Source organism: Xanthomonas sp. BRIP62415 (assembly GCF_003993515.1).
In the GTDB taxonomy this organism is placed as follows: Bacteria; Pseudomonadota; Gammaproteobacteria; order Xanthomonadales; family Xanthomonadaceae; genus Xanthomonas; species Xanthomonas euroxanthea.
In genome coordinates this window covers 15,498-35,888 of the sequence record NZ_QEZH01000013.1, presented here as the reverse complement: position 1 = coordinate 35,888, position 20,391 = coordinate 15,498, and the positions used below count along the sequence as shown (strand labels likewise).

The 20,391-nt window shown below is 66.7% G+C and carries 19 protein-coding genes and 1 pseudogene; 7 read left to right on the top strand and 13 right to left on the bottom strand.

Annotated elements, in window-relative coordinates; all coding sequences use genetic code 11:
* Positions 1–3: 3 nt before the first annotated feature.
* Positions 4–666 carry a MotA/TolQ/ExbB proton channel family protein gene (locus EO141_RS03410; protein ID WP_127168543.1) on the bottom strand — a complete coding sequence of 221 codons (663 nt, stop codon included), beginning with the start codon at positions 664–666 and terminating at the stop codon, positions 4–6.
* Positions 560–3,106, bottom strand: a pseudogene (locus EO141_RS03405) (DNA internalization-related competence protein ComEC/Rec2); the annotation flags it as partial. The pseudogene EO141_RS03405 and the gene EO141_RS03410, both read right to left, overlap by 107 nt.
* A gap of 256 nt (positions 3,107–3,362) precedes the next feature.
* On the opposite strand from EO141_RS03405, the gene EO141_RS03400 reads away from it, so the two are divergent.
* Positions 3,363–4,427 (top strand): SDR family oxidoreductase, encoded by a 1,065-nt coding sequence (locus EO141_RS03400; protein WP_104650449.1) that lies wholly within the window; start codon positions 3,363–3,365, stop codon positions 4,425–4,427.
* 226 nt (positions 4,428–4,653) lie between these two features.
* On the opposite strand, the gene lolD is transcribed toward EO141_RS03400, so the two are convergent.
* The 10 genes from lolD to EO141_RS21620 form a co-directional block, all read right to left on the bottom strand.
* On the bottom strand, positions 4,654–5,409 hold the full coding sequence (gene lolD, locus EO141_RS03395; protein ID WP_164739044.1) for a lipoprotein-releasing ABC transporter ATP-binding protein LolD: 756 nt from the start codon (positions 5,407–5,409) through the stop codon (positions 4,654–4,656).
* Positions 5,402–6,643 carry a lipoprotein-releasing ABC transporter permease subunit gene (locus tag EO141_RS03390; protein ID WP_104596009.1) on the bottom strand — a complete coding sequence of 414 codons (1,242 nt, stop codon included), beginning with the start codon at positions 6,641–6,643 and terminating at the stop codon, positions 5,402–5,404. The genes lolD and EO141_RS03390 overlap by 8 nt, the downstream gene beginning before the upstream one ends.
* A 23-nt stretch (positions 6,644–6,666) precedes the next feature.
* Positions 6,667–7,119 (bottom strand): hypothetical protein, encoded by a 453-nt coding sequence (locus EO141_RS03385; protein ID WP_127168541.1) that lies wholly within the window; start codon positions 7,117–7,119, stop codon positions 6,667–6,669.
* Positions 7,070–7,318 carry a succinate dehydrogenase assembly factor 2 gene (locus EO141_RS03380; RefSeq protein WP_104582563.1) on the bottom strand — a complete coding sequence of 83 codons (249 nt, stop codon included), beginning with the start codon at positions 7,316–7,318 and terminating at the stop codon, positions 7,070–7,072. Before EO141_RS03380 ends, EO141_RS03385 begins: the two co-directional genes overlap by 50 nt.
* Before the next feature lie 107 nt (positions 7,319–7,425).
* On the bottom strand, positions 7,426–8,208 hold the full coding sequence (locus EO141_RS03375; RefSeq protein ID WP_024938686.1) for a succinate dehydrogenase iron-sulfur subunit: 783 nt from the start codon (positions 8,206–8,208) through the stop codon (positions 7,426–7,428).
* A 16-nt stretch (positions 8,209–8,224) separates the two neighbouring features.
* Positions 8,225–8,434, bottom strand: a complete 210-nt coding sequence (locus EO141_RS03370; RefSeq protein ID WP_104582562.1) for a hypothetical protein — start codon at positions 8,432–8,434, stop codon at positions 8,225–8,227.
* 3 nt (positions 8,435–8,437) lie between these two features.
* Positions 8,438–10,228, bottom strand: coding sequence for a succinate dehydrogenase flavoprotein subunit (gene sdhA, locus EO141_RS03365; RefSeq protein WP_104650447.1), 1,791 nt, complete (start codon positions 10,226–10,228; stop codon positions 8,438–8,440).
* A gap of 33 nt (positions 10,229–10,261) precedes the next feature.
* Entirely contained in the window at positions 10,262–10,648 is a 387-nt protein-coding gene (gene sdhD / locus EO141_RS03360) for a succinate dehydrogenase, hydrophobic membrane anchor protein (protein ID WP_016902592.1), read from the bottom strand.
* A complete protein-coding gene (sdhC, locus tag EO141_RS03355; protein WP_104582560.1) occupies positions 10,645–11,040 on the bottom strand; it encodes a succinate dehydrogenase, cytochrome b556 subunit in 396 nt (131 codons plus the stop codon). The genes sdhD and sdhC overlap by 4 nt, the downstream gene beginning before the upstream one ends.
* Positions 11,041–11,095: 55 nt before the next feature.
* A complete protein-coding gene (locus EO141_RS21620) occupies positions 11,096–11,266 on the bottom strand; it encodes a DUF1674 domain-containing protein (RefSeq protein WP_164739043.1) in 171 nt (56 codons plus the stop codon).
* A 39-nt stretch (positions 11,267–11,305) separates the two neighbouring features.
* Between EO141_RS21620 and EO141_RS03345 the strand changes: the two genes are divergently transcribed.
* Positions 11,306–12,196, top strand: a complete 891-nt coding sequence (locus EO141_RS03345; RefSeq protein WP_127168540.1) for a folate-binding protein YgfZ — start codon at positions 11,306–11,308, stop codon at positions 12,194–12,196.
* Here the strand turns inward: EO141_RS03345 and ugpC are convergent.
* The gene (ugpC, locus tag EO141_RS03340; RefSeq protein ID WP_115676952.1) at positions 12,193–13,281 is read right to left on the bottom strand and encodes a sn-glycerol-3-phosphate ABC transporter ATP-binding protein UgpC; all 1,089 of its coding nucleotides are present in this window, start codon (positions 13,279–13,281) and stop codon (positions 12,193–12,195) included. The two genes, EO141_RS03345 and ugpC, sit on opposite strands and share 4 nt — an antisense overlap.
* 421 nt (positions 13,282–13,702) lie before the next feature.
* On the opposite strand from ugpC, the gene zwf reads away from it, so the two are divergent.
* The 5 genes from zwf (at position 13,703) to EO141_RS03315 (ending at position 19,601) form a co-directional block, all read left to right on the top strand.
* Positions 13,703–15,133: a glucose-6-phosphate dehydrogenase gene (zwf, locus tag EO141_RS03335; protein ID WP_115676951.1), complete on the top strand. Its 1,431-nt coding sequence runs from the start codon at positions 13,703–13,705 to the stop codon at positions 15,131–15,133.
* Positions 15,130–16,137, top strand: coding sequence for a glucokinase (gene glk, locus EO141_RS03330; protein WP_104533472.1), 1,008 nt, complete (start codon positions 15,130–15,132; stop codon positions 16,135–16,137). Before zwf ends, glk begins: the two co-directional genes overlap by 4 nt.
* Complete coding sequence (gene pgl / locus EO141_RS03325; RefSeq protein WP_104582556.1) at positions 16,134–16,853, top strand: 6-phosphogluconolactonase; 720 nt, start codon at positions 16,134–16,136, stop codon at positions 16,851–16,853. The genes glk and pgl overlap by 4 nt, the downstream gene beginning before the upstream one ends.
* Before the next feature lie 119 nt (positions 16,854–16,972).
* Positions 16,973–18,889, top strand: a complete 1,917-nt coding sequence (gene edd, locus EO141_RS03320; RefSeq protein ID WP_104650444.1) for a phosphogluconate dehydratase — start codon at positions 16,973–16,975, stop codon at positions 18,887–18,889.
* A gap of 52 nt (positions 18,890–18,941) precedes the next feature.
* A complete protein-coding gene (locus tag EO141_RS03315) occupies positions 18,942–19,601 on the top strand; it encodes a bifunctional 4-hydroxy-2-oxoglutarate aldolase/2-dehydro-3-deoxy-phosphogluconate aldolase (RefSeq protein ID WP_127168539.1) in 660 nt (219 codons plus the stop codon).
* Positions 19,602–20,391: the final 790 nt, after the last annotated feature.

The following is a 20,391-nucleotide window of genomic DNA, read 5'->3' as shown; positions in this document are numbered from 1 at the left end:
CCGTCAGCCCTTTGCCATGACGGGTTTGCCAGCTGCCGCAAGCGGCACCGCGGCGGCCGGCACCACGCGGCCGTCCATCGTGTCCAGCAGCAAGGTGGCTTCCTGCTCCATCTCGATGATGTAACCGGCGATGCGGCCCTTGAAGAAGCGATGCGCCATCAATGCCGGCACCGCGATGATCATGCCGGTGGCCGTGCACACCAGCGCCTTGCCGATGCCGCCGGCCAGCTGGTTCACATCGCCCACGCCGTGATCGAGGATGCCCAGGAACATCTGGATCATGCCGACCACCGTGCCCAGCAGTCCCAGCAACGGCCCGGCCGAGGCGATCGTACCCAATGCATTCAGATAGCGCTCCATGCGGTGCACCACGTGCCGGCCGGTGTCCTCGATGCGCTCGCGAATCAACTCACGCGGACGCCCACGCACGTCCAGCGCTGCGGCCAGCAAGGCACCCAGTGGCGAATTGCGACGCAGCGATTCGATGTGGCTGGGATCCAACTTGCCGCGCGCAGCCCAGTTGCGGACCTCTTCGCCCAGGCCTGGCGGGGCCACCTCGTTGCGGCGCAGGCTCCACAGGCGCTCCAGCATGATCGCCAGGGCGATCACGCCCAGCAACAGCAACGGCACCATCGGCCAACCGCCTGCCTTGACCAGCTCCAACACGATTCGATTCCTCCGGCGACGCGGCCGCCTATTCGCTGGTCGATAGGATAGCAGCCGACCGCCGCCGTTCCGCAGCATCCCACAGCCGTGGCTGCCAGCGCCGCCGCTCGCGCACCTGCAGGCCGTCGGCGCCCAGCCAGACCCGGATCGCCCCGGCCTGGGCCGTGTCGAGCAGCTCGGCGCCACTGCCCTGCCAGCGCTGCACCACCTCGGCACGCGGGTGACCGAAGCGATTGCCGTGCCCGGAGGACACCAGCGCCAGCCGCGCGCCGGTGGCGGCGATGAAGCCGGCATGCGAGCCGTCGGCGCTGCCATGGTGCGGGACCACCACCAGATCGGCACGCAACTCCGGGGCATGCTGCCGCAGCAGGCGCCGCTCGACGATCTCGCCGATATCGCCCGGCAACAGCGCGCTTGCATGGCGCGTCTCGACACGCAGCACGCAACTGGATTGATTGCGCAGATACGGAAAACCGGCGCTGGGATGCAGGAAGCGAAAGCGCACCCCGTCCCATACCCACTGTTGGCCGGCACGGCAGCGCGTGCTGACGTCCAGCGGCGCCTGTGGCGGCGCCGCCGTCATTGCAACGGGCAATCCCGCACGTACTGCCGCATAGCCGCCAGCGTGGTCGGCGTCGGCATGACTGAGCACGATGGCATCCAGGCGGCGCAAGCCGAGCGCGCGCAATGCCGGCAGCACCACCCGCTCACCGGCATCGAAACCATCGCGCACCGCCGGCCCGGTGTCGAATAGCAGCGCATGCCGTTGCGTGCGCACCAGCACCGCCAGGCCCTGCCCCACGTCCAGCACCTGCACATCGGCCTCGCCAGCCGCGGGCAGTTCGCGGTCCGGCCACAGCAGCAGCAGCCATAGAAGCACCGCCAGCGATTTGCCGGGCGTGCCGCGCGGCAGCAACAACCAGAACGCGCCGAGCAGGGCCACGACCAAGGCGGTCGCATCGGACTCGGGCACCCACCACAACGCCACCGAGGTCTGCCCGAGCCAGACCAGGCCCGGCCAGGACAGCTCGAAGCACCAGCCCGCCAATCGCCATGCCCACACGCCCAGGCCCGGATGAAGTGCTTCCAGCGCAGTCCCCAGCAAGGCAAGTGGTACCACCACAAAGGTCCACCAGGGAATGGCGACCAGATTGGCCAATGGCCCCACCAACGATGCCTGCCCGAACAGGCTGACGGTCAACGGCAGCAGGCCGACGGTGGCCACGGTCTGGGCGGACAGGAAGCCCCGCACGATCGCGCGATCGTCCGCTGGCAGACACCACACCAGCCAGGCCACCCCGGCAAAGCTGAGCCAGAAGCCGGCCACCAGCACGCTCAGCGGATCCCAAAGAAGCACTGCCAACATCGCCAGCGCGAGGATCTGCGCGGTGGTGGCGCGGCGCCGTACCACCCGCGCCAACGCGACCACGGCAATCATCAGCACGGTGCGCACCGTGGGCAGCGCCAGACCCGCCAGCACCGCATAACCAGCCGCACCGAGCGAGGCGGCGACTGCCGCCGCCTGGACACGCGGAGTCCGGGTCCCAAGCGCTGGCCAGCAACGCCAGAGCCCGGCGACCAGCACGGCGACGAATGCAGCGACCAGCCCCACATGAAACCCCGAGATCGCAATCAGATGGCTGAGCCCGGTCGCCCGCAGCGTGGCCCATGCCGCGTCGTCCAGCCCGCGCGTGTCGCCCAACGCGAGCGCGCGCAGGTAAGGCGTCGACGGCCCGGGCACGCGCTCGGCAATGCGCTGCGACATTCCTTCGCGCCAGGCGTCCACCCCACGCGGTGCCGCGACCTGCTGCGCAGCGGCCGGCACCCGTACATAGCCGGTCGCGGCAATGCGCTGTGCCAGCGCATGCCGCTCGGCATCGAACCCGCCAGGATTGCGCAAGCCACGCGGCGCACGCAGCTTGAGCCGCAGCTGCCAGCCTGCGCCTGCGCGCAGCGCACCACGCGGCCCCATCCGCTCGGCACCGAAATCGTCATACCAGGCCAGCTGCAGCAGCTTGCCGCGCAATGCGGCAGGCTGCGCGGGATCGTCATCCACACGCAGTTGAAAGCGCGTGCGTCGTGGCTCGGCGACCGGCAACTCGACGATCTGGCCGCGCACCGCCAGTTCTCGCACTTCATCCTGCGGGCGCAGTTGTGCCTGCAGGACACCGGCGACCTGCCAGCCCATCAGCCCGAAACCGAAAACGGCGGTGGCCAGCGCCCACACCAGCACCCTTGGCCGCAAACGCAGCCATGTGCTGACACCGATGCCCAGCGCCGCTGCACCAAGGCAGGCCGCATAGACCGCACGCGACAGCAGCGCAGGCGACCATGCGCACACCACGATGCCCAGCAACAATGCCGCTGCGATCGTTATCGTCGATACGCGCCGCGGCGAAGGCGATGCCTGTGCTGACGCATGCATGCTGTCGGTCGCCATCCTGGCCGTGGTCCATCCACCGACCCAGGTTAGGCCAGCGCCCGTGTCGGGCACAGCAGCGATCGGTGCTGTGCCTGGTAGGAAAAAGGCGGCGCCTGCCGTGGTGCATCCGGCCGGGGAAACGTCCCCCGACAGACGCGCAATACGCTGGGCAGGACAGTGTGTACGGGCCGCACATCGACCGTATCGGCCTGCATTCGCCTCGATTTCATGGCCGCCGCGCTATGTTCGCCACTGTTTTCGAGGAGCTTCCCCCATGCGTAAAGGCACTGCACTGATTGTCGGCGTCACCGGCATTTCCGGTTACAACCTCGCCAATGTCCTGGTGGCCGACGGCTGGACCGTCTACGGCCTGGCACGGCGTCCGCTGCCTCAGGATGGCGTGATCCCGCTTGCGGCCGATCTGCTGGATGCCGAGAGCACCAGCAAGGCGCTGCGTGGCCTGCCGATCACCCACGTATTCTTCTGCACCTGGACCCGGCGCGACACCGAGCGCGAAAACGTCGAAGCCAACGGCGCGATGATGCGGCATCTGTGCGAAGCGCTGAGCGATGCGCCGCTGCAGCACATGGCGCTGGTCACCGGCACCAAGCACTACCTGGGCGCGTTCGAGAACTACGGTAGCGGCAAGGCCGAAACCCCGTTCCGCGAAAGCGAACCACGCCAGCCCGGCGAGAATTTCTACTACACGCTGGAAGACCTGCTGTTCGCGCATGCCGAGCAGCATGGCTTCGGCTGGAGCGTGCATCGCTCGCACACCATGATCGGCATGGCCAACGGCAGCAATGCGATGAACATGGGCGTGACGCTGGCGGTGTACGCGTCGCTGTGCAAGCACACCGGCCAGCCGTTCGTGTTTCCCGGATCGCAGGCGCAGTGGAACAGCCTCACCGACCTGACCGACGCCGGCCTGCTCGGCAAGCAGCTGGCCTGGGCCGGCCTGAGCCCGGCCGCGCGCAACCAGGCCTTCAACACCGTCAATGGCGATGTGTTCCGCTGGCGCTGGATGTGGAGCCAGATTGCCGACTTCTTCGGGCTCGAAGCTGCGCCCTGCCCCGAGACCCCGATGCCGCTGGAGGCACGCCTGAGCGAGACCGCCCCGGCGGTGTGGAGCGAGATCGCCAAGCAGCATGGCCTGGTGGAAGCCGACGTCAACCGGCTGGCATCCTGGTGGCACACCGATGCCGACCTGGGCCGCGAGATCGAGTGCGTCAACGACATGACCAAGAGCCGCGAGCTGGGCTTCCTGGAGTTCTACGACAGCCGTGCATCGTTCCTGGAATTGTTCACGCGCCTGCGCGCGCAGCGCATCATTCCCTGATGCACCCGGTCGTCGTCACCCACGTGACGGCGACCGTTTCCTGTCAAAGCGCGCATCGACGCGACGATGCGCGCGGGCGCTGCATACGGCGCGAACAGGGTGTCGCAACATCCGGTCGCCCATCACACAGGTGCATCGGTAACCGGATACGGGATCTTCGATCGGAAACCCGCGGTTCAACACCCTCTAGCCGCCAGGGATTGGCCCGACGGCCAGGCAGTGCGTCCTACACCGCAGACGGCGCCAACTCGCGCAGCTTGCCCTGGTGCAATTCGAGTACGCGGTCCAGACGCCGCGCCAGACTGCGGTCGTGGGTCACCAGGACCAGGCTGGTGCGCTGTGCACGATTGAGTTCCAGCATCAGCTCGAACACGGTCTCGGCGGTCTTGTCGTCCAGGTTGCCGGTTGGCTCATCGCCCAGCACGCAGCCCGGCTTGTTCACCAGCGCACGCGCCACGGCCGCACGCTGGCGCTCGCCACCGGACAACTCGCTGGGCTTGTGTTCGATGCGATGTCCGAGCCCGACCGATTCCAGCAGCTGCAAGGCCTGCGCCCGGGCAAGCGCGACCTCTTTCCCGGACAACAGCACCGGCATCATCACGTTTTCCAGCGCGGTGAATTCCGGCAACAGGTGATGGAACTGGTACACGAAGCCCAGGGCCTGATTGCGCAACTTGCCGCGCTCGCCATCGGACAACGCCGACATGCGCCGGCCGGCCACATACACCTCGCCCGAGGTCGGAACATCCAGCCCGCCGAGCAGATGCAGCAGCGTGCTCTTGCCCGCACCGGAGGCACCGACAATGGCCACGGTCTCGCCGGTCGCCACGGTCAGATCCAATCGATCGAACACCGGTGTGCGCATCTTGCCTTCGGCATAGGTCTTGCCCAGACCCTCGGCGCGGATCACTGCTTCTGCGTGGCTTGACGTCTGCACGGCCGATTCCCGATTCCCGAATCCCGATTCCCTGATCTCATTCATAACGCAGCGCCTCCGCCGGTTGGGTCCGCGACGCGCGCCATGCCGGATACAAGGTCGCCAGGAAGCTCATCACCAGCGCGACGACGGTGATCACCACCACGTCCTGGGTCTGCATGTCGGTCGGCAACCCGGTGATGTAATACACGTCCTCGGGCAGCAGCTTGACGCTGAAGATCGTCTCGATCACCCCGAGGATGCGTTCCAGATTGAGCGTCAGCACGATGCCGCCGATCACGCCCATGATCGTGCCCATGAAGCCGATCAACGAACCCTGCACCATGAACACCTGCATCACGCCCGCAGGCGACAGGCCCAGGGTGCGCAGGATGGCGATATCGGCCTGCTTGTCGGTGACCAGCATCACCTGCGAGGACACCAGGTTGAACGCACCCATCGCCACGATCAGCGACAGCAGGATGCCCATCACGGTCTTTTCCATCTTCAACGAGTGGTAGAGGTTGGCATTCTCCTGGGTCCAGTCGCTGACCCGGTACGGACCATGCAACTTCACCGCCAGATCGCGCGCAACCGGCCAGGCCTGGTCCATGTCGTGCAGGCGCAGCCGCACGCCGGTGACGCCGTCCATGCGCAGCACGCGCGCCAGGTCCTGCATGTTGACCACGGCCAGGCCGCGGTCGATCTCGTTGTAGCCCGCCTCGAAGATTCCGCTGACAGTGAAGCGTTTGAGCCGCGGCATCGCACCCAGCGGCGTGGCCTGGGTATCGCTGAGCAGCACGACGATGCTGTCGCCCACGTCCACGCCCAGCCAGATCGCCAGCTCCTTGCCGATGACGATGTTGTAGGAGCCCGGGGTCAGGCTGTCGACCGACCCCTGCTGCATCTTCTTGGCCAGCACCGACACCTTGCCTTCTTCGGCAGGAACGATGCCGCGCACGATTGCCGGCTGCTTGCGCGGGCCCTGCAGCAGCGATTCGGTTTCGATATACGGCGCAGCACCGGCGATGCGCGGATCGGCCATGGCGACCTCGACCGCATGCTGCCAGTCGTGCATCGGCGCGCCGTCCGCACTGACCGTGGCATGCGCGGCCATCTGCAGCAGACGGTCGCGGATCTCCTTCTGGAAACCGCTCATCACCGCCAGCGTGGTGATCAGCACGGTCACGCCCAGGGCGATGCCCAGGATCGATGCCATCGAGATAAACGAGATGAAGCCATTGCGCCGCTTGGCACGCAGGTAGCGCAAGCCGATGGCAACCGGGATAGGTTTGAACATGCGGTTCAACCAGGAAAGGGACGCTATGGTGCCACTTGCGGCCGCCCGGACGAAATGGCGTGTGCCTGAGCGGCCAGACGCAGTTCACGTCGCTGCGCCACCGGCAAGGTATCCGGCCAGAAATGCAGGCGCCGGCGACGTGCGTCCGGGCCAGTCCACGACACCACCGCGATCGGGCCGCGCCATGCCACCTGCAGGCCTTGCACCTGCTTGCCGTCAACGCTGGCGGGCGTTTGGCCCCACGGCACGATCACCTCGCGTGCTGGCGAACGCAACAGTACGCATAACGATCGGCCGCCCGCCACCACTGCATGGACCGCCAACAACACTGCCAACCACGGCGGCACCCCGCTACGCCAGAGCGCCCACAACGCGAGTGCACTCAGCACGCCCAGTGCGCAGACCAACCCGCGCGAGGGGCGCCATTCAAGCCGGCATGGCGCGAATATCGGCGATGAGCGCGGCGTTGGCGGCATCGGGGCAGGTCTCGTATCCCATGAACCAGCGCCACAACTTATCGTCTTCGCAATCCAGCAGCTGTAGGAAAACCGCGCGCTCGGACTCGGAAGCCTGCGCCCAGCGTTGATCCAGATAGCGCCCGAACAATTGATCGAGCTCGCGCATGCCGCGCCGGCAACGCCAGCGCAGTTTCTTCAGCAGGACTTGTTCATCCATCTCACTCTCCTCGCCTGACGCGGCGCCGAAAACGACAGCGGCACCAGACCAAGGGCCGGTGCCGCTGTGAACCCTCTCCCCGCCAAGGCGGGGCTTCATACCTGCGATCAGGCGCGGCGCGCCATCATCAGCTTCTTGATCTCGGCAATGGCCAGCGCCGGATTCAGGCCCTTCGGGCAGGTCCGCGCGCAGTTCATGATGGTGTGGCAGCGATACAGCTTGAACGGATCTTCCAGGTCGTCCAGGCGCGCACCGGTGTCTTCGTCGCGCGAGTCGATGATCCAGCGATACGCCTGCAGCAGGATCGCCGGGCCCAGATAACGCTCGCCATTCCACCAGTAGCTCGGGCAGCTGGTCGAGCAGCAGGCGCACAGGATGCACTCGTACAGACCATCGAGCTTGCGGCGGTCTTCCGGCGACTGCAGGCGCTCGCGGTCCGGCGGCGGCGGGGTCTGGGTGCGGATCCACGGCTTGATCGATGCGTACTGCGCGTAGAAATGCGTCAGATCCGGCACCAGGTCCTTGATCACGCTCATGTGCGGCAGCGGATAGATCGGCACCTCGGCCTTGCCGCAGGCGGCAATCGCCTTGGTGCAGGCCAGCGTGTTGGTGCCGTCGATATTCATCGCGCACGAGCCGCAGATGCCTTCGCGGCAGGAGCGACGGAACGCCAGCGTCGGGTCGATCTCGTTCTTGATCTTGATCAGCGCGTCCAACACCATCGGGCCGCACTTGTCGAGATCGATCTCGTAGCTGTCGGTACGCGGGTTGGCCTCGCCATCCGGATCCCAGCGGTAGACCTTGAAGGTGCGCGTGTTCTTGGCGCCCTGCGCAGGGTAATGCTTGCCCTTGCCGATCTTTGAATTCTTGGGGAGGGTGAACTCTGCCATAGCTGCTCTCGTTGGCTCAGGCGATGCGCGGTGCGGACGACGACCGCACCGTGCGCATGAAGGTAAAGATGACGGACGCCACTGCCGAAGCGGTGGCGCAACGGCCGGCGGCGTGCCGGCGTTGCCGCTGCGTCAGGACACGATCCGCCTGCAACGGTGCACCGCTGCCATGCCCGGACAGGCCGGCAGGCAGAGGCAACGCACAAGCGGATCGGTCCATGCGCATCGATCAGTAAACGCGCGGCTTCGGCGGGACCACGTCCACGTCCTTGCTCAGCGTGTACATGTGCACCGGACGATATTCGAACTCGCACTTGCCCTTGTCGTCGACGGTGACCAGGGTGTGCTTCTGCCAGTTGACGTCGTCGCGGTCCGGGAAGTCTTCGTGCGAGTGCGCGCCGCGGCTTTCGTGGCGCTGCTCGGCCGAGTTGATCGTGGCCACCGCGTTGAGCAGCAGGTTGTTCAACTCGTAGGTCTCGATCAGGTCCGAGTTCCACACCAGCGAGCGGTCCGAGACCTTGACGTCCTCGAAGCTGGCAAAGATCTCGGCCATCTTGTCGACGCCTTCCTTCAGCGTCTTGCTGGTACGGAACACGGCCGCGTCCGACTGCATGGTGCGCTGCATGTTGTCGCGGATCACCGAGGTCGGCGTGGAGCCGTTGGCGTAGCGCAACTTGTCCAGCAGGCCCAGCGCCTTGTCACAGACATCGGACGGCAGCGTCTTGTGCGGCTGGTTGGGCTTGACCGTCTCGGCGCAACGGTTGGCCACCGCACGGCCGAACACCACCAGATCCAGCAGCGAGTTGGAACCCAGGCGGTTGGCGCCGTGCACCGACACGCAGGCGGCTTCGCCGATCGCATACAGGCCCGGCACGACCGCATCCGGGTTGTCGCCCTGCTTGCGCACGACTTCGCCGTAGAAGTTGGTCGGAATGCCGCCCATGTTGTAGTGCACAGTCGGCAGCACCGGAATCGGCTGCTTGGTCACGTCCACACCGGCAAAGATGTGCGCGCTCTCGGCGATGCCGGGCAGCTTTTCGTTGATGACTTCCGGGCCGAGGTGGGTCAGGTCGAGCAGGATGTGGTCCTTGTGCTCGCCCACGCCGCGGCCTTCGCGGATCTCCACGGTCATCGAGCGCGAGACAACATCGCGCGATGCCAGGTCCTTGTAATGCGGTGCATAGCGCTCCATGAAGCGCTCGCCGTTGCTGTTGCGCAGGATGCCGCCTTCGCCACGCACGCCCTCGGTGATCAGGCAGCCCGCGCCGTAGATGCCGGTGGGATGGAACTGCACGAACTCCATGTCCTGCACCGGCAGGCCGGCACGCATCACCAGGCCGCCGCCGTCACCGGTACAGGTGTGCGCGGAGGTGGCGCTGAAGTAGGCGCGCCCATAGCCGCCGGTGGCCAGCACCACGCCATGGGCGCGGAACAGATGCAGGCTGCCATCGGCCATGTCCAGCGCCAGTACGCCGCGGCAGACGCCCTCTTCGTCGAAGATCAGGTCGAGCGCGAAGTACTCGATCATGAAGCGCGCGTTGTGCGCCAAGGACTGCTGATACAGCGTATGCAGCATCGCGTGACCGGTCCGGTCGGCCGCCGCGCAGGTGCGCTGCGCGGACGGGCCCTCGCCGTACTTGGTGGTCATGCCACCGAACGGGCGCTGGTAGATCTTGCCATCTTCGGTACGCGAGAACGGCACGCCGTAGTGCTCGAGCTCGATGATGGCCGGGATCGCCTCGCGGCACATGTACTCGATCGCGTCCTGGTCGCCCAGCCAATCGGAGCCCTTGATGGTGTCGTAGAAGTGGTAGCGCCAGTCGTCTTCGCCCATGTTGCCGAGCGCGGCCGAGATGCCGCCCTGCGCCGCCACGGTATGCGAGCGGGTCGGAAAGACCTTGGTCAGGCAGACCGTCTGCAGGCCCTTCTGGGCCAGGCCGAACGTGGCGCGCAGGCCGGCACCGCCGGCGCCCACCACGACCATGTCGTACTTGTGTTCTGTGATCTTGTAAGCGGACATCGAATTATGGATTCCTGTTTGGTCGCGGACGACTCAGCTGATGCCAAGCGCAATACGCGCCACGGCAAACACGCTGACAATGGCGCCCAGCACGGCGACGAAGCGCACGATCGTCTGCGCCGCAAGCGCCAGCAGCGAGTTGTGCACGTAATCTTCCAGCACCACCTGCATGCCCAGCTGCGCATGCCAGAACGAGGCGATCAGGAAGCCGACCAACAGAATCGCGTTCCACGGCTTGGCCACGGCGGCACTGGCTGCGGCGTGATCGGCACCGATCAGGCTCAGCACGAAGATCAGGAACCAGATCGACAGCGGCACCAGGGCGGTGGCGGTCAGGCGCTGCACCACGAAGTGTTCGGTACCGGTCTTGGCGGCACCCAGGCCACGCACGTTCTTCAACGGGGTACGGTAGCGGTTCATACGGCACCTCCGGCCAGCAGCACATATGCCCAGATGGCAGCGGTGAGCACGAAGCTCAGGATCAGCGACAGCCAGCCGAGGCTGACGAACGAGCGCACTGCATAGCCCTGCCCGAAGTCCTGCAGGATGTGGCGCAGGCCGCCAAACAGATGGAACGCAAAGCACCAGGTCCAGCCGAACAGGAACACTTGCCCGTACCAGGCGCCGGCATGCGCGCGGAAACAATTCCAGTGGTCGGGGCCGAGCATCAACGTCAGCAGGGCGGCGGCAATCGCCAGAGCGCCGATGGACAGTACGATGCCGGTGGCTCGATTGAGAATCGAGGTCACCATCTGTATCTGCCAGCGGTACACCTGGAGATGCGGGGAAAGAGGACGTTCGCGGATCGCCATTCGCTGGGCTCGTATCTCGGCTGGGCGGCACTAGGCCGCTGTGGCTAAAAGCTGCTCAAAAATCGATGCAGCGTCCATTTTTTTCCCAGTCGCCGTAGCGCGTTGGCTCAGGGCCGTCGCGTCCACCAATTTCCTTGGGCAGTGGCTGCTTCTCGGGAATATGCTCCTGAGGAGAAGGCTGCGTCTCGGAATCCTGCGCTGGGGTGGGGGTTGGATGGCCTATCATAGTGGTCTCACAACATTGCGATTTTAGTCCTCCCCTTCCGTGGCTGACAACCTGAATCTTATTCCGCAGGGTTTTGGCTCCCTGCATGACATGCAATACGTCCGCTTGACCGGGACGGATGCAGTGGCGTTCGCGCATGCGCAATTTGCCAACGACGTACAGGCGCTGGCGATCGGGCAGTGGCAATGGAATGCGTGGTTGACGGCGAAGGGGCGCGTGATCGCCATCTTCGCACTCCTGCGTGAGGACGACACGCACCTGTTGCTGCTGCTGCCCGACGGCGATGCGGCCGGGATCGCGGCGCAACTCGGCCGTTTTGTGTTCCGACGCAAGCTCAAGATCGGCGTGGCGGCGCTTTCGGCCTATGGCGGCTTCGCCACACCTGCGCGCGCGCAAGGCGCGAAGGCCGATATCGGAACGCAGCGTATCGAATTGGACATGGGCAGCCCTGCCCTGCCGCGCACGCTGGTGCTGCTGTCAGACCAGCAGGCATTGGCCGCGCCTATCGAATCTGCCCGCATGGACGCCGATTGGCGTCGTGCAGACCTGCAACTGGGGCTGGCGCGCCTGCCCGACTCGCAGCGCGAGCAATGGACGCCGCAACAGCTGGCGCTGGATCGCCTGCACGCCTTCAGCGTCAAAAAGGGTTGCTATCCGGGCCAGGAAATCGTTGCGCGGACGCATTTCCTGGGCAAGGCCAAGCGTGCGCTGCAGCTGCTGCAGGTCGAGGCGGCCGTCGGTGATGCCGCGGCCGAACCCGGCCAGGCCGTGCTGCTGGGCGAGACCACCGTCGGCACGCTGGTCAGCGTGGCGGGCGATCTCGCGCTGGCGGTGTTGCCGTTGGAGCTGACCCTGGAGGCCGACGCCGTGCTGCAGGCGGGCGCGCATGCCGCCCGCCCGCTTGCGTTCGTGCAGGGTCTGGCGCGTTAGGCCGGCGCCAGCCGTTCGCCGCTGGCCGGGTCGAAGAAGTGCAGCGCCTCGCTGCGCAGCGCCAGGCGCAGCGGCTCGCCTACCGCCGGCAAGGCCTGCGGTGCGACACGGATCACCAGCGGCTGGCCGCCACGGTCGAGGTTGAGGAAGATCTCGTTGCCGACCGGCTCGATCACATCGATACGCGCATCGAAGCCCAGTGCGGCATCGCTTGACGGTTGCAGGTGCTCCGGGCGTACGCCGACGATCACGTCGCGACCGAACCAGCTGCGATCGATGCGGGCCGCACCCAGTGGCACGCGCCAGCCATCGGCCATGACCAGATGCAGGCCGTCCTGCTCATCCAGGCGCCCCTGCAGCACGTTCATCGCCGGGCTGCCCAGGAATCCGGCCACGAACAGATTGGCCGGGCGGTCGTACAGCGCCATCGGGCTGTCGATCTGCTGGATCACCCCGTCCTTGAGCACCACGATGCGCTGACCCAGCGTCATCGCCTCGACCTGATCGTGGGTGACGTAGATCATCGTGGTACCCAGCTTGCGATGCAGCTGCGCGATCTCGGTGCGCACGCTGTGGCGCAGCTTGGCATCCAGATTGGACAGCGGCTCGTCGAGCAGGAACACCGACGACTCGCGCACCATCGCCCGTCCCAGCGCCACGCGCTGACGCTGGCCGCCGGACATCGCCTTGGGCAGCTTGTCGAGCATCGGGGTCAGCCCCAGCAGCTCGGCGGCGTTGTTGACCCGTTCGGCGATGACCTGCTTGGGGTGGCCGCGCAACTTGAGCCCGAAGGCCAGGTTCTCGGCCACGGTCATGTGCGGGTAGAGCGCATAGCTCTGGAACACCATGGCGATGTCGCGGTCCTTTGGAGCCACGTCGTTGACCACACGCTCGCCGATCTTCAACGTGCCGGCACTGATGTCCTCGAGCCCGGCGATCATGCGCAACAGGGTCGACTTGCCGCAGCCGGATGGACCGACCAGCACCATCAACTCGCCATCGGCGACCTCGAAACTCGCACCCTGCACCGCGACCTGGCCGTTCTCGTAGACCTTGCGGACACCTTCCAACTGCACTTTCGCCATCTTCGGCCTCAACGTAAGTTGTGCGCCCTGCCCTCGGCCCTCCCGACGGCGGTGACGCCACATGCGCCTGCAAGGAAATCTCCTGCAAACGAATGCATTGGTTTATTCTGACATGTAATCGTTTTCACATGGCAACATCGATCTCGGGAGGGACCATGCCGCCACCAACCCAAGCCGCTGTTTCAAGCGGTGCAGCCTACCGTGCAAGGGCCGGCATCCGGCCACGCATGGTCAGGTCTACCGCCGCGGCGCTAACCGCTGACGGCCACTTGCTGCAACAATCGGGGACTGGGCGCGCGCGCCCATCCCCCGCTGCGCGCACGCCAGTGACGCTCAGGAACAGACATACCGACCGCCGGCTGTCCGGCGCCTTTCCGACCAGCTGCTGATCACGATGTCTCCAGAATCTGAAATTCGGTCCATGCATAACACCCTGATCCTGTTCGGCGCCACCGGCGATCTCGCCCAGCGCTATCTCTTCCCGTCCCTGCTGCGACTGTTCGTCGACGGCCTGCTGCCGGAGGATTTCCGTATCCGTGCGCTGGCGTTGTCGCCGCACGACACCGAGGCCTTCCGCGAGGTCCTGCGCCCGCGCCTGGCCGCCGCGCTGCCGATCGCCACGCCCGAGCAGATCCAGACGCTGCTGCAGCGGGTCGACTACCGCTCGGTGGATCTGCGCGATGCCGAGTCGGTGGCAAACGCCGTGCGCGAGCTGGCCAACCGCCAGTGCGTAAGCTATCTGGCGATTCCGCCGGGCCTGTACATCAGCACCTGCCAGGGCCTGGCCCTGGGCGGCGCGCTGGCCGCGCCGCACCGGCTGATGCTGGAAAAGCCGATCGGCCACGACTCGGACAGCGCCCGCGAGATCCTGCAGTCGATCGGCGCGCTGATCGACGAAGACCGCGTGTTCCGCCTCGACCATTACCTGGGCAAGGCGGCGGTGCAGAACCTGATCGCGCTGCGCTTCGGCAATACGCTGCTGGAGGCGGTGTGGAACCGCACCTACATCGAGTCGGTACAGATCCTGGTGGCCGAAAGCGAAGGCGTGGACGGGCGCGATGCCTATTACGCCCGCTCCGGCGCGCTGCGCGACATGGTGCAGAGTCACATCCTGCAGCTGTTGTGCCTGGTGGCAATGGAGCCACCGGCCTCGCTGGAAGCCGACCGCATCCGCGACGAGAAGGTCAAGGTGCTGCGCGCCCTGCGCCCGATGACCGCCGAGCATGCCGCCCATGACAGCGTGCGCGGCCGCTACACCGCCGGCAGCATCAATGGCCAGCCGGCGCAGGCGTATCACCCGCCGGAAGGCAGCGATGTGGAAACCTTCGTCGCGGTGACCGCGCATATCGACAACTGGCGCTGGGCCGGGGTGCCGTTCCATCTGTGCACCGGCAAGCGTCTGGCCGAGCGCTCTACCCGCATCGTCGTCACCCTCAAGCCGGTGACGCATTGGCTGTTCGAGCGCCCGGACCGGCAGAACGCCGTGCCCAACCGCCTGACCTTCCAGCTGCAGCCGCAGGAAAACATCGAGCTCGGCCTGATGAGCAGCCTGGCCGGCCCGGAATGGGGGGCGATCGAGCTGCAGCCGCTGGAACTGGAACTGTCGGTGCCAACCGGCCTGCACCGGCGCATCGCCTACGAGCGCCTGTTCGTGGATGCCTTCAACGGCAACCCGGCGCTGTTCGTGCGCGACGACGAGGTCAAGGCAGCCTGGTCGTGGATCGACAGCGTCAGCGATGCCTGGAAAGACGCGCAGTTGCCACTGCAGCCCTACCCGGCCGGCAGTTGGGGCCCCGATGCCGCGGCCCCCTTCCTGCCCCCCGCCACCGACGCACAGGGACACACCGCATGACCGCTCCTTCCAAGCCGGTGCTGGTTGCCGATATCGGCGGAACCAACGCGCGCTTCGCGCTGGCCGACGTCGACGCCTCGGTACCGCTGCTGGATGACACCTCGCGCGAATTTGCGGTGGTCGATTTCGGCTCGCTCGGCGAAGCCGCGCGTTACTACCTTGACCAGATCGGCGTGCAGGCCACCCAGGGCGTGTTTGCCGTGGCCGGCCGCGTGGATGGCGACGAGGCACGCATCACCAACCATCCGTGGGTGATCTCGCGCTCGCGCACCGCTGCGATGCTGGGCTTCAGCACCCTGCACCTGATCAACGACTTCGCCGCGCAGGCCATGGCGATCAGCCTGCTGCGCCCGCAGGACGTGGTCCAGGTCGGCGGCGCCAGCTGGCGGCCGGCGCCGATCGACCAGGCGCGCAACTACGGCGTGATCGGCCCGGGCACCGGGCTGGGCGTGGGCGGGCTGATCATCCGCAACGGACGCTGCTTCCCGCTGGAAACCGAAGGCGGCCACGTCAGCTTCCCGCCCGGCACGCCAGAGGAGATCCGCATCCTGGAGATCCTGTCCGAGCAGTTCGGCCGGGTCTCCAACGAGCGGCTGATCTGCGGCCCCGGCCTGGTCAACATCCACCGCGCGCTCAGCGAGATCGCCGGGGTCGACCCGGGTCCGTTGCAGCCCAAGGACATCACCGCACGTGCGGCGGCGGGCGACCCGCGCTCGTCGCGCACCATCGATCTGTTCTGCGCCATCTTCGGCGCGATCGCCGGCGACATGGTGCTGATGCAGGGCGCCTGGGACGGCGTGTTCCTCACTGGCGGGCTGGTGCCCAAGGTGCTGGATTCGCTGCAGCATTCCGGCTTCCGCCAGCGCTTCGAACACAAGGGACGCTTCTCCGCGATCATGTCGCGGGTGCCGTCGCTGGCAGTCATGCATCCGCATGCCGGCCTGCTCGGCGCCGCCGCCTATGCGGTGGATGCACAGCGTCAGCATCCAGGGGAGCAGCGATGAACCTGCAGGACAATCCGCGCATCACACTGGTGCGCTACGAAGACCCGGCCGAATGGACCGAGGCGGTCGCCAGCGAGATGGCCGACCTGCTGGAACAGGAGATTTCGCGCCGCGGCCAGGCGCGCATGCTGCTGTCCGGTGGCACCACACCGGCGCCGGTGTACGAATCCCTCGCCCACCGTCCGCTGGACTGGTCGCGGGTGGAAGTGGGCCTGGTCGATGAACGCTGGCTCTCGCCGCAGGATCAGGACAGCAACGCCTGGCTGGTCAATCACAGCTTCTTGACCCATGCACCGGCGGCGACCTTCATTCCGCTGGTACGTCCGGGCAAGCAGTTGCCCGAGTGCGTGCACACCGCGAACCTGCAGGCCAGGCATGCCGAACCCGCATGCCTGGCAGTGCTGGGCATGGGCGGCGACGGCCACACCGCCTCGTTGTTTCCGGGCTCGACCGACCTGAGCAAGGCGCTGTCCAGTCCGCAGCCCTATGCCTCGCTGGATGCCACCGGCTGCCCCGGTTCGAATCAGTGGCCGCTGCGGATCACGCTGACACCGGCCGGGCTGGCCACCATCCCGACCCGCTTGCTGCTGCTGCGCGGCAAGCAGAAGCTTGACGTATTGCAGGCTGCCTTGGCGGGCGATGATGTCAGCGAGTATCCGATCCGGGTGGCGCTGCAGCAGCCGGGCCCGAAGTTGCGGGTTCACTGGTGTGCTTGAGTGCGAGTCCCTCGCAAGAGCCGATTTTGTGCGAGTCCTTCGCAACAGCCCGCACATCCATGTGCGGGTATCTAACAAGCGTGATTACTTTCTTCCCCGTTTCTCATAGCCGGTAGCCAATGAGCCTGCATCCGAACATCCAAGCTGTCACCGACCGTATCCGCAAGCGCAGCGCGCCGTCGCGCGCGGCGTATCTGGCCGGTCTCGATGCCGCCCTGCGCGAGGGTCCGTTCCGTAGCCGTCTGAGCTGCGGCAATCTTGCGCATGGTTTCGCTGCGTCCGAGCCGACCGACAAGTCGCGCCTGCGCGGTGCGGCCACGCCCAACCTGGGCATCATCACCGCCTACAACGACATGCTGTCGGCACACCAGCCGTTCGAGCATTACCCGCAGTTGATCCGCGAGACCGCGCGCACGCTCGGCGCCACCGCGCAGGTTGCCGGCGGCGTGCCGGCGATGTGCGACGGGGTGACCCAGGGCCGCGCGGGCATGGAGCTGTCGCTGTTCTCGCGCGACAACATTGCCCAGGCCACGGCGATCGGCCTGAGCCACGACATGTTCGACAGCGTGGTGTACCTGGGCGTGTGCGACAAGATCGTGCCGGGCCTTTTGATCGGCGCGCTGGCGTTCGGGCACCTGCCGGCGCTGTTCATGCCGGCCGGCCCGATGACGCCGGGCATTCCGAACAAGCAGAAGGCCGAAGTGCGCGAGCGCTACGCCGCTGGCGAAGCCACCCGCGCCGAATTGCTGGAAGCCGAATCGTCCTCGTATCACTCGCCCGGCACCTGCACCTTCTACGGCACCGCCAACTCCAACCAGGTGTTGCTCGAAGCGATGGGCGTGCAGCTGCCCGGCGCCTCGTTCGTCAACCCGGAACTGCAGTTACGCGATGCGCTGACCCGCGAGGGCACCGCGCGTGCGCTGGCAATCTCCGCGCTGGGCCAGGACTTCCGTCCGTTCGGTCGCCTGATCGACGAGCGCGCCATCGTCAACGCCGTGGTCGCGCTGATGGCCACCGGCGGTTCGACCAATCACACCATCCACTGGATTGCGGTGGCGCGCGCGGCCGGCATCGTGCTGACCTGGGACGACATGGACCTGATCTCGCAGACCGTGCCGTTGCTGACCCGCATCTATCCCAACGGCGAAGCCGACGTGAACCGCTTCCAGGCTGCGGGCGGCACCGCGTTCGTGTTCCGCGAGCTGATGGACGCCGGGATGATGCACGACGACCTGCCCACCGTGGTCGAGGGCGGCATGCGCGCCTATGCCAACGAGCCACGCCTGCAGGACGGCAAGATCGTGTACGTGCCCGGCACCGCGACCACCGCCGACGACAGCGTGGCGCGCCCGGTCAGCGCCGCATTCGAGTCGCAGGGCGGCCTGCGCCTGCTGCGCGGCAACCTGGGCCGTTCGCTGATCAAGCTGTCGGCGGTCAAGCCGCAGCACCGCACGATCGAGGCGCCGGCGGTGGTGATCGATACGCCGCAGGTGCTCAACAAACTGCATGCCGCTGGCGTGCTGCCGCACGATTTCGTGGTGGTGCTGCGCTACCAGGGTCCGCGTGCCAATGGCATGCCGGAACTGCACTCGATGGCGCCGCTGCTGGGCCTGTTGCAGAACCAGGGCCGGCGCGTGGCGCTGGTCACCGACGGCCGTCTGTCCGGCGCCTCGGGCAAGTTCCCGGCGGCGATCCACATGACCCCGGAAGCCGCACGCGGCGGCCCGATCGGGCGCGTGCGCGAAGGCGACATCGTGCGCCTGGACGGCGAAGCCGGCACGCTGGAAGTGCTGGTGTCGGCTGAAGAGTGGGCATCGCGCGAGGTCGCGCCGAACACCTCGGTGGCCGGCAACGACCTGGGACGCAACCTGTTCGCGATCAACCGCCAGGTGGTTGGCCCCGCCGACCAAGGCGCCATCTCGATTTCCTGCGGCCCGACCCGTCCGGACGGCGCACTGTGGAGCTACGACGCCGAGTACGAACTCGGTGCCGATGCCGAGGCCGCCGCCGCACCGCACGAGTCCAAGGACGCCTGATTCCCCTTCCCTCTGCGCGACCGCCCTGCGGTCGCCGTCTACCGGAGTTGCAATGACGATTGCCCAGACCCAGAACACCGCCGAACAGCTGCTGCGCGACGCCGGCATCCTGCCGGTGGTCACCGTGGACACGCTGGACCAGGCCCGCCGCGTCGCCGATGCGCTGCTCGAAGGCGGCCTGCCCGCGATCGAGCTGACCCTGCGCACTCCGGTCGCGATCGACGCACTGGCCATGCTCAAGCGCGAGCTGCCCGACATCGTGATCGGCGCCGGCACCGTGCTGAGCGAGCTGCAACTGCGTCAGTCGGTGGATGCCGGTGCGGACTTCCTGGTCACCCCGGGCACGCCGGCACCGCTGGCGCGCCTGCTGGCCGACGCGCCGATTCCCGCAGTGCCTGGCGCGGCCACGCCGACCGAACTGCTGACCCTGATGGGCCTGGGCTTCCGCGTCTGCAAGCTGTTCCCGGCCACCGCCGTGGGTGGTTTGCAGATGCTCAAGGGCCTGGCCGGTCCGCTGTCCGAACTCAAGCTCTGCCCCACCGGCGGCATCAGCGAGGCCAACGCGACCGAGTTCCTGTCGCAGCCGAACGTGCTGTGCATCGGCGGCTCCTGGATGGTGCCCAAGGACTGGCTGGCCCAGGGCCAGTGGGACAAGGTCAAGGAAAGCTCGGCCAAGGCTGCAGCGATCGTGCGGCAGGTGCGGGCTGGCTGATTCTCCAGCCGCCGTATCCAGCGGCTTGGAACCCAGGTTGCCGGGAAGCTGGATGGCTGAGGTAAAGCTGATCAGTGGCGCTTTGGTTTTGAATGAGGAAAGCCCGGTTTGCCGGCGCTTTGATTTCGGTTGAGAAAAGCGTGGTTGGCTGGCGCCTTGATTCTGCGCGCAGGAGCGGCCCGCGGGCGCCGGGGCAGGACACGCCGTGAACCCATCCATGGGGGCTCTTACACGCGCCATGTCGTGTAAGGTCCTGCCCCGGCGCCCGCGGACCACTCTCGAATGTTCCTGCGTTGGGGGAACGGAGAGCAGATTGGCACGCATCAAAATCGAGCACTGAACCGGCTGCCGTTTTTCGTCGCCCAACGTCGCGGAAACGACTCGCCGAAGCGACAGCGTGGCCGGGGATTGGCGGAGAGCGGCCCAGGGATGTGCCGCGGCGGCGAGTCAGACAGGATGTCTGACCGAGCCGAGGAGCCAGTCCCCGGACGCGCTGCCGCCCTCACCGAAGCCAGCGACTGACAGCCGCTTGATTGGCAGTGCCCAGGGCACTCGTACACATCTCTCCCGGCGGGATAGCAGCTTCAGGCGGCTCGTGATGTTCAAGACTCAAGCGCTACGCGGCGCTGGCGTGTTCGGCGCACCGTGACACGCCAGCAGATCCCTGCTCTGCTTGCTGGTTTAGCGAGAATCGCGCGGGCTCTGAAAACAAGACGGGCAATTCGCTTGCCTTGACTAGGTCATGGCAACGACTCGCCGAGGCGGCGGCGTGGCCGGGGATTGGCGGAGA

Excerpts from the sequence above, each read along its gene's own strand:
- EO141_RS03400 (WP_104650449.1), top strand. The coding sequence starts at position 3,363 with ATGCGTAAAGGCACTGCACTGATTGTCGGCGTCACCGGCATTTCCGGT.
- lolD (WP_164739044.1), bottom strand. The coding sequence starts at position 5,409 with ATGAATGAGATCAGGGAATCGGGATTCGGGAATCGGGAATCGGCCGTG.
- EO141_RS03390 (WP_104596009.1), bottom strand. The coding sequence starts at position 6,643 with ATGTTCAAACCTATCCCGGTTGCCATCGGCTTGCGCTACCTGCGTGCC.
- EO141_RS03385 (WP_127168541.1), bottom strand. The coding sequence starts at position 7,119 with ATGCCGCCAACGCCGCGCTCATCGCCGATATTCGCGCCATGCCGGCTT.
- EO141_RS03380 (WP_104582563.1), bottom strand. The coding sequence starts at position 7,318 with ATGGATGAACAAGTCCTGCTGAAGAAACTGCGCTGGCGTTGCCGGCGC.
- EO141_RS03375 (WP_024938686.1), bottom strand. The coding sequence starts at position 8,208 with ATGGCAGAGTTCACCCTCCCCAAGAATTCAAAGATCGGCAAGGGCAAG.
- EO141_RS03370 (WP_104582562.1), bottom strand. The coding sequence starts at position 8,434 with ATGCGCATGGACCGATCCGCTTGTGCGTTGCCTCTGCCTGCCGGCCTG.
- sdhA (WP_104650447.1), bottom strand. The coding sequence starts at position 10,228 with ATGTCCGCTTACAAGATCACAGAACACAAGTACGACATGGTCGTGGTG.
- sdhD (WP_016902592.1), bottom strand. The coding sequence starts at position 10,648 with ATGAACCGCTACCGTACCCCGTTGAAGAACGTGCGTGGCCTGGGTGCC.
- sdhC (WP_104582560.1), bottom strand. The coding sequence starts at position 11,040 with ATGGCGATCCGCGAACGTCCTCTTTCCCCGCATCTCCAGGTGTACCGC.
- EO141_RS21620 (WP_164739043.1), bottom strand. The coding sequence starts at position 11,266 with ATGATAGGCCATCCAACCCCCACCCCAGCGCAGGATTCCGAGACGCAG.
- ugpC (WP_115676952.1), bottom strand. The coding sequence starts at position 13,281 with ATGGCGAAAGTGCAGTTGGAAGGTGTCCGCAAGGTCTACGAGAACGGC.
- zwf (WP_115676951.1), top strand. The coding sequence starts at position 13,703 with ATGCATAACACCCTGATCCTGTTCGGCGCCACCGGCGATCTCGCCCAG.
- glk (WP_104533472.1), top strand. The coding sequence starts at position 15,130 with ATGACCGCTCCTTCCAAGCCGGTGCTGGTTGCCGATATCGGCGGAACC.
- pgl (WP_104582556.1), top strand. The coding sequence starts at position 16,134 with ATGAACCTGCAGGACAATCCGCGCATCACACTGGTGCGCTACGAAGAC.
- edd (WP_104650444.1), top strand. The coding sequence starts at position 16,973 with ATGAGCCTGCATCCGAACATCCAAGCTGTCACCGACCGTATCCGCAAG.
- EO141_RS03315 (WP_127168539.1), top strand. The coding sequence starts at position 18,942 with ATGACGATTGCCCAGACCCAGAACACCGCCGAACAGCTGCTGCGCGAC.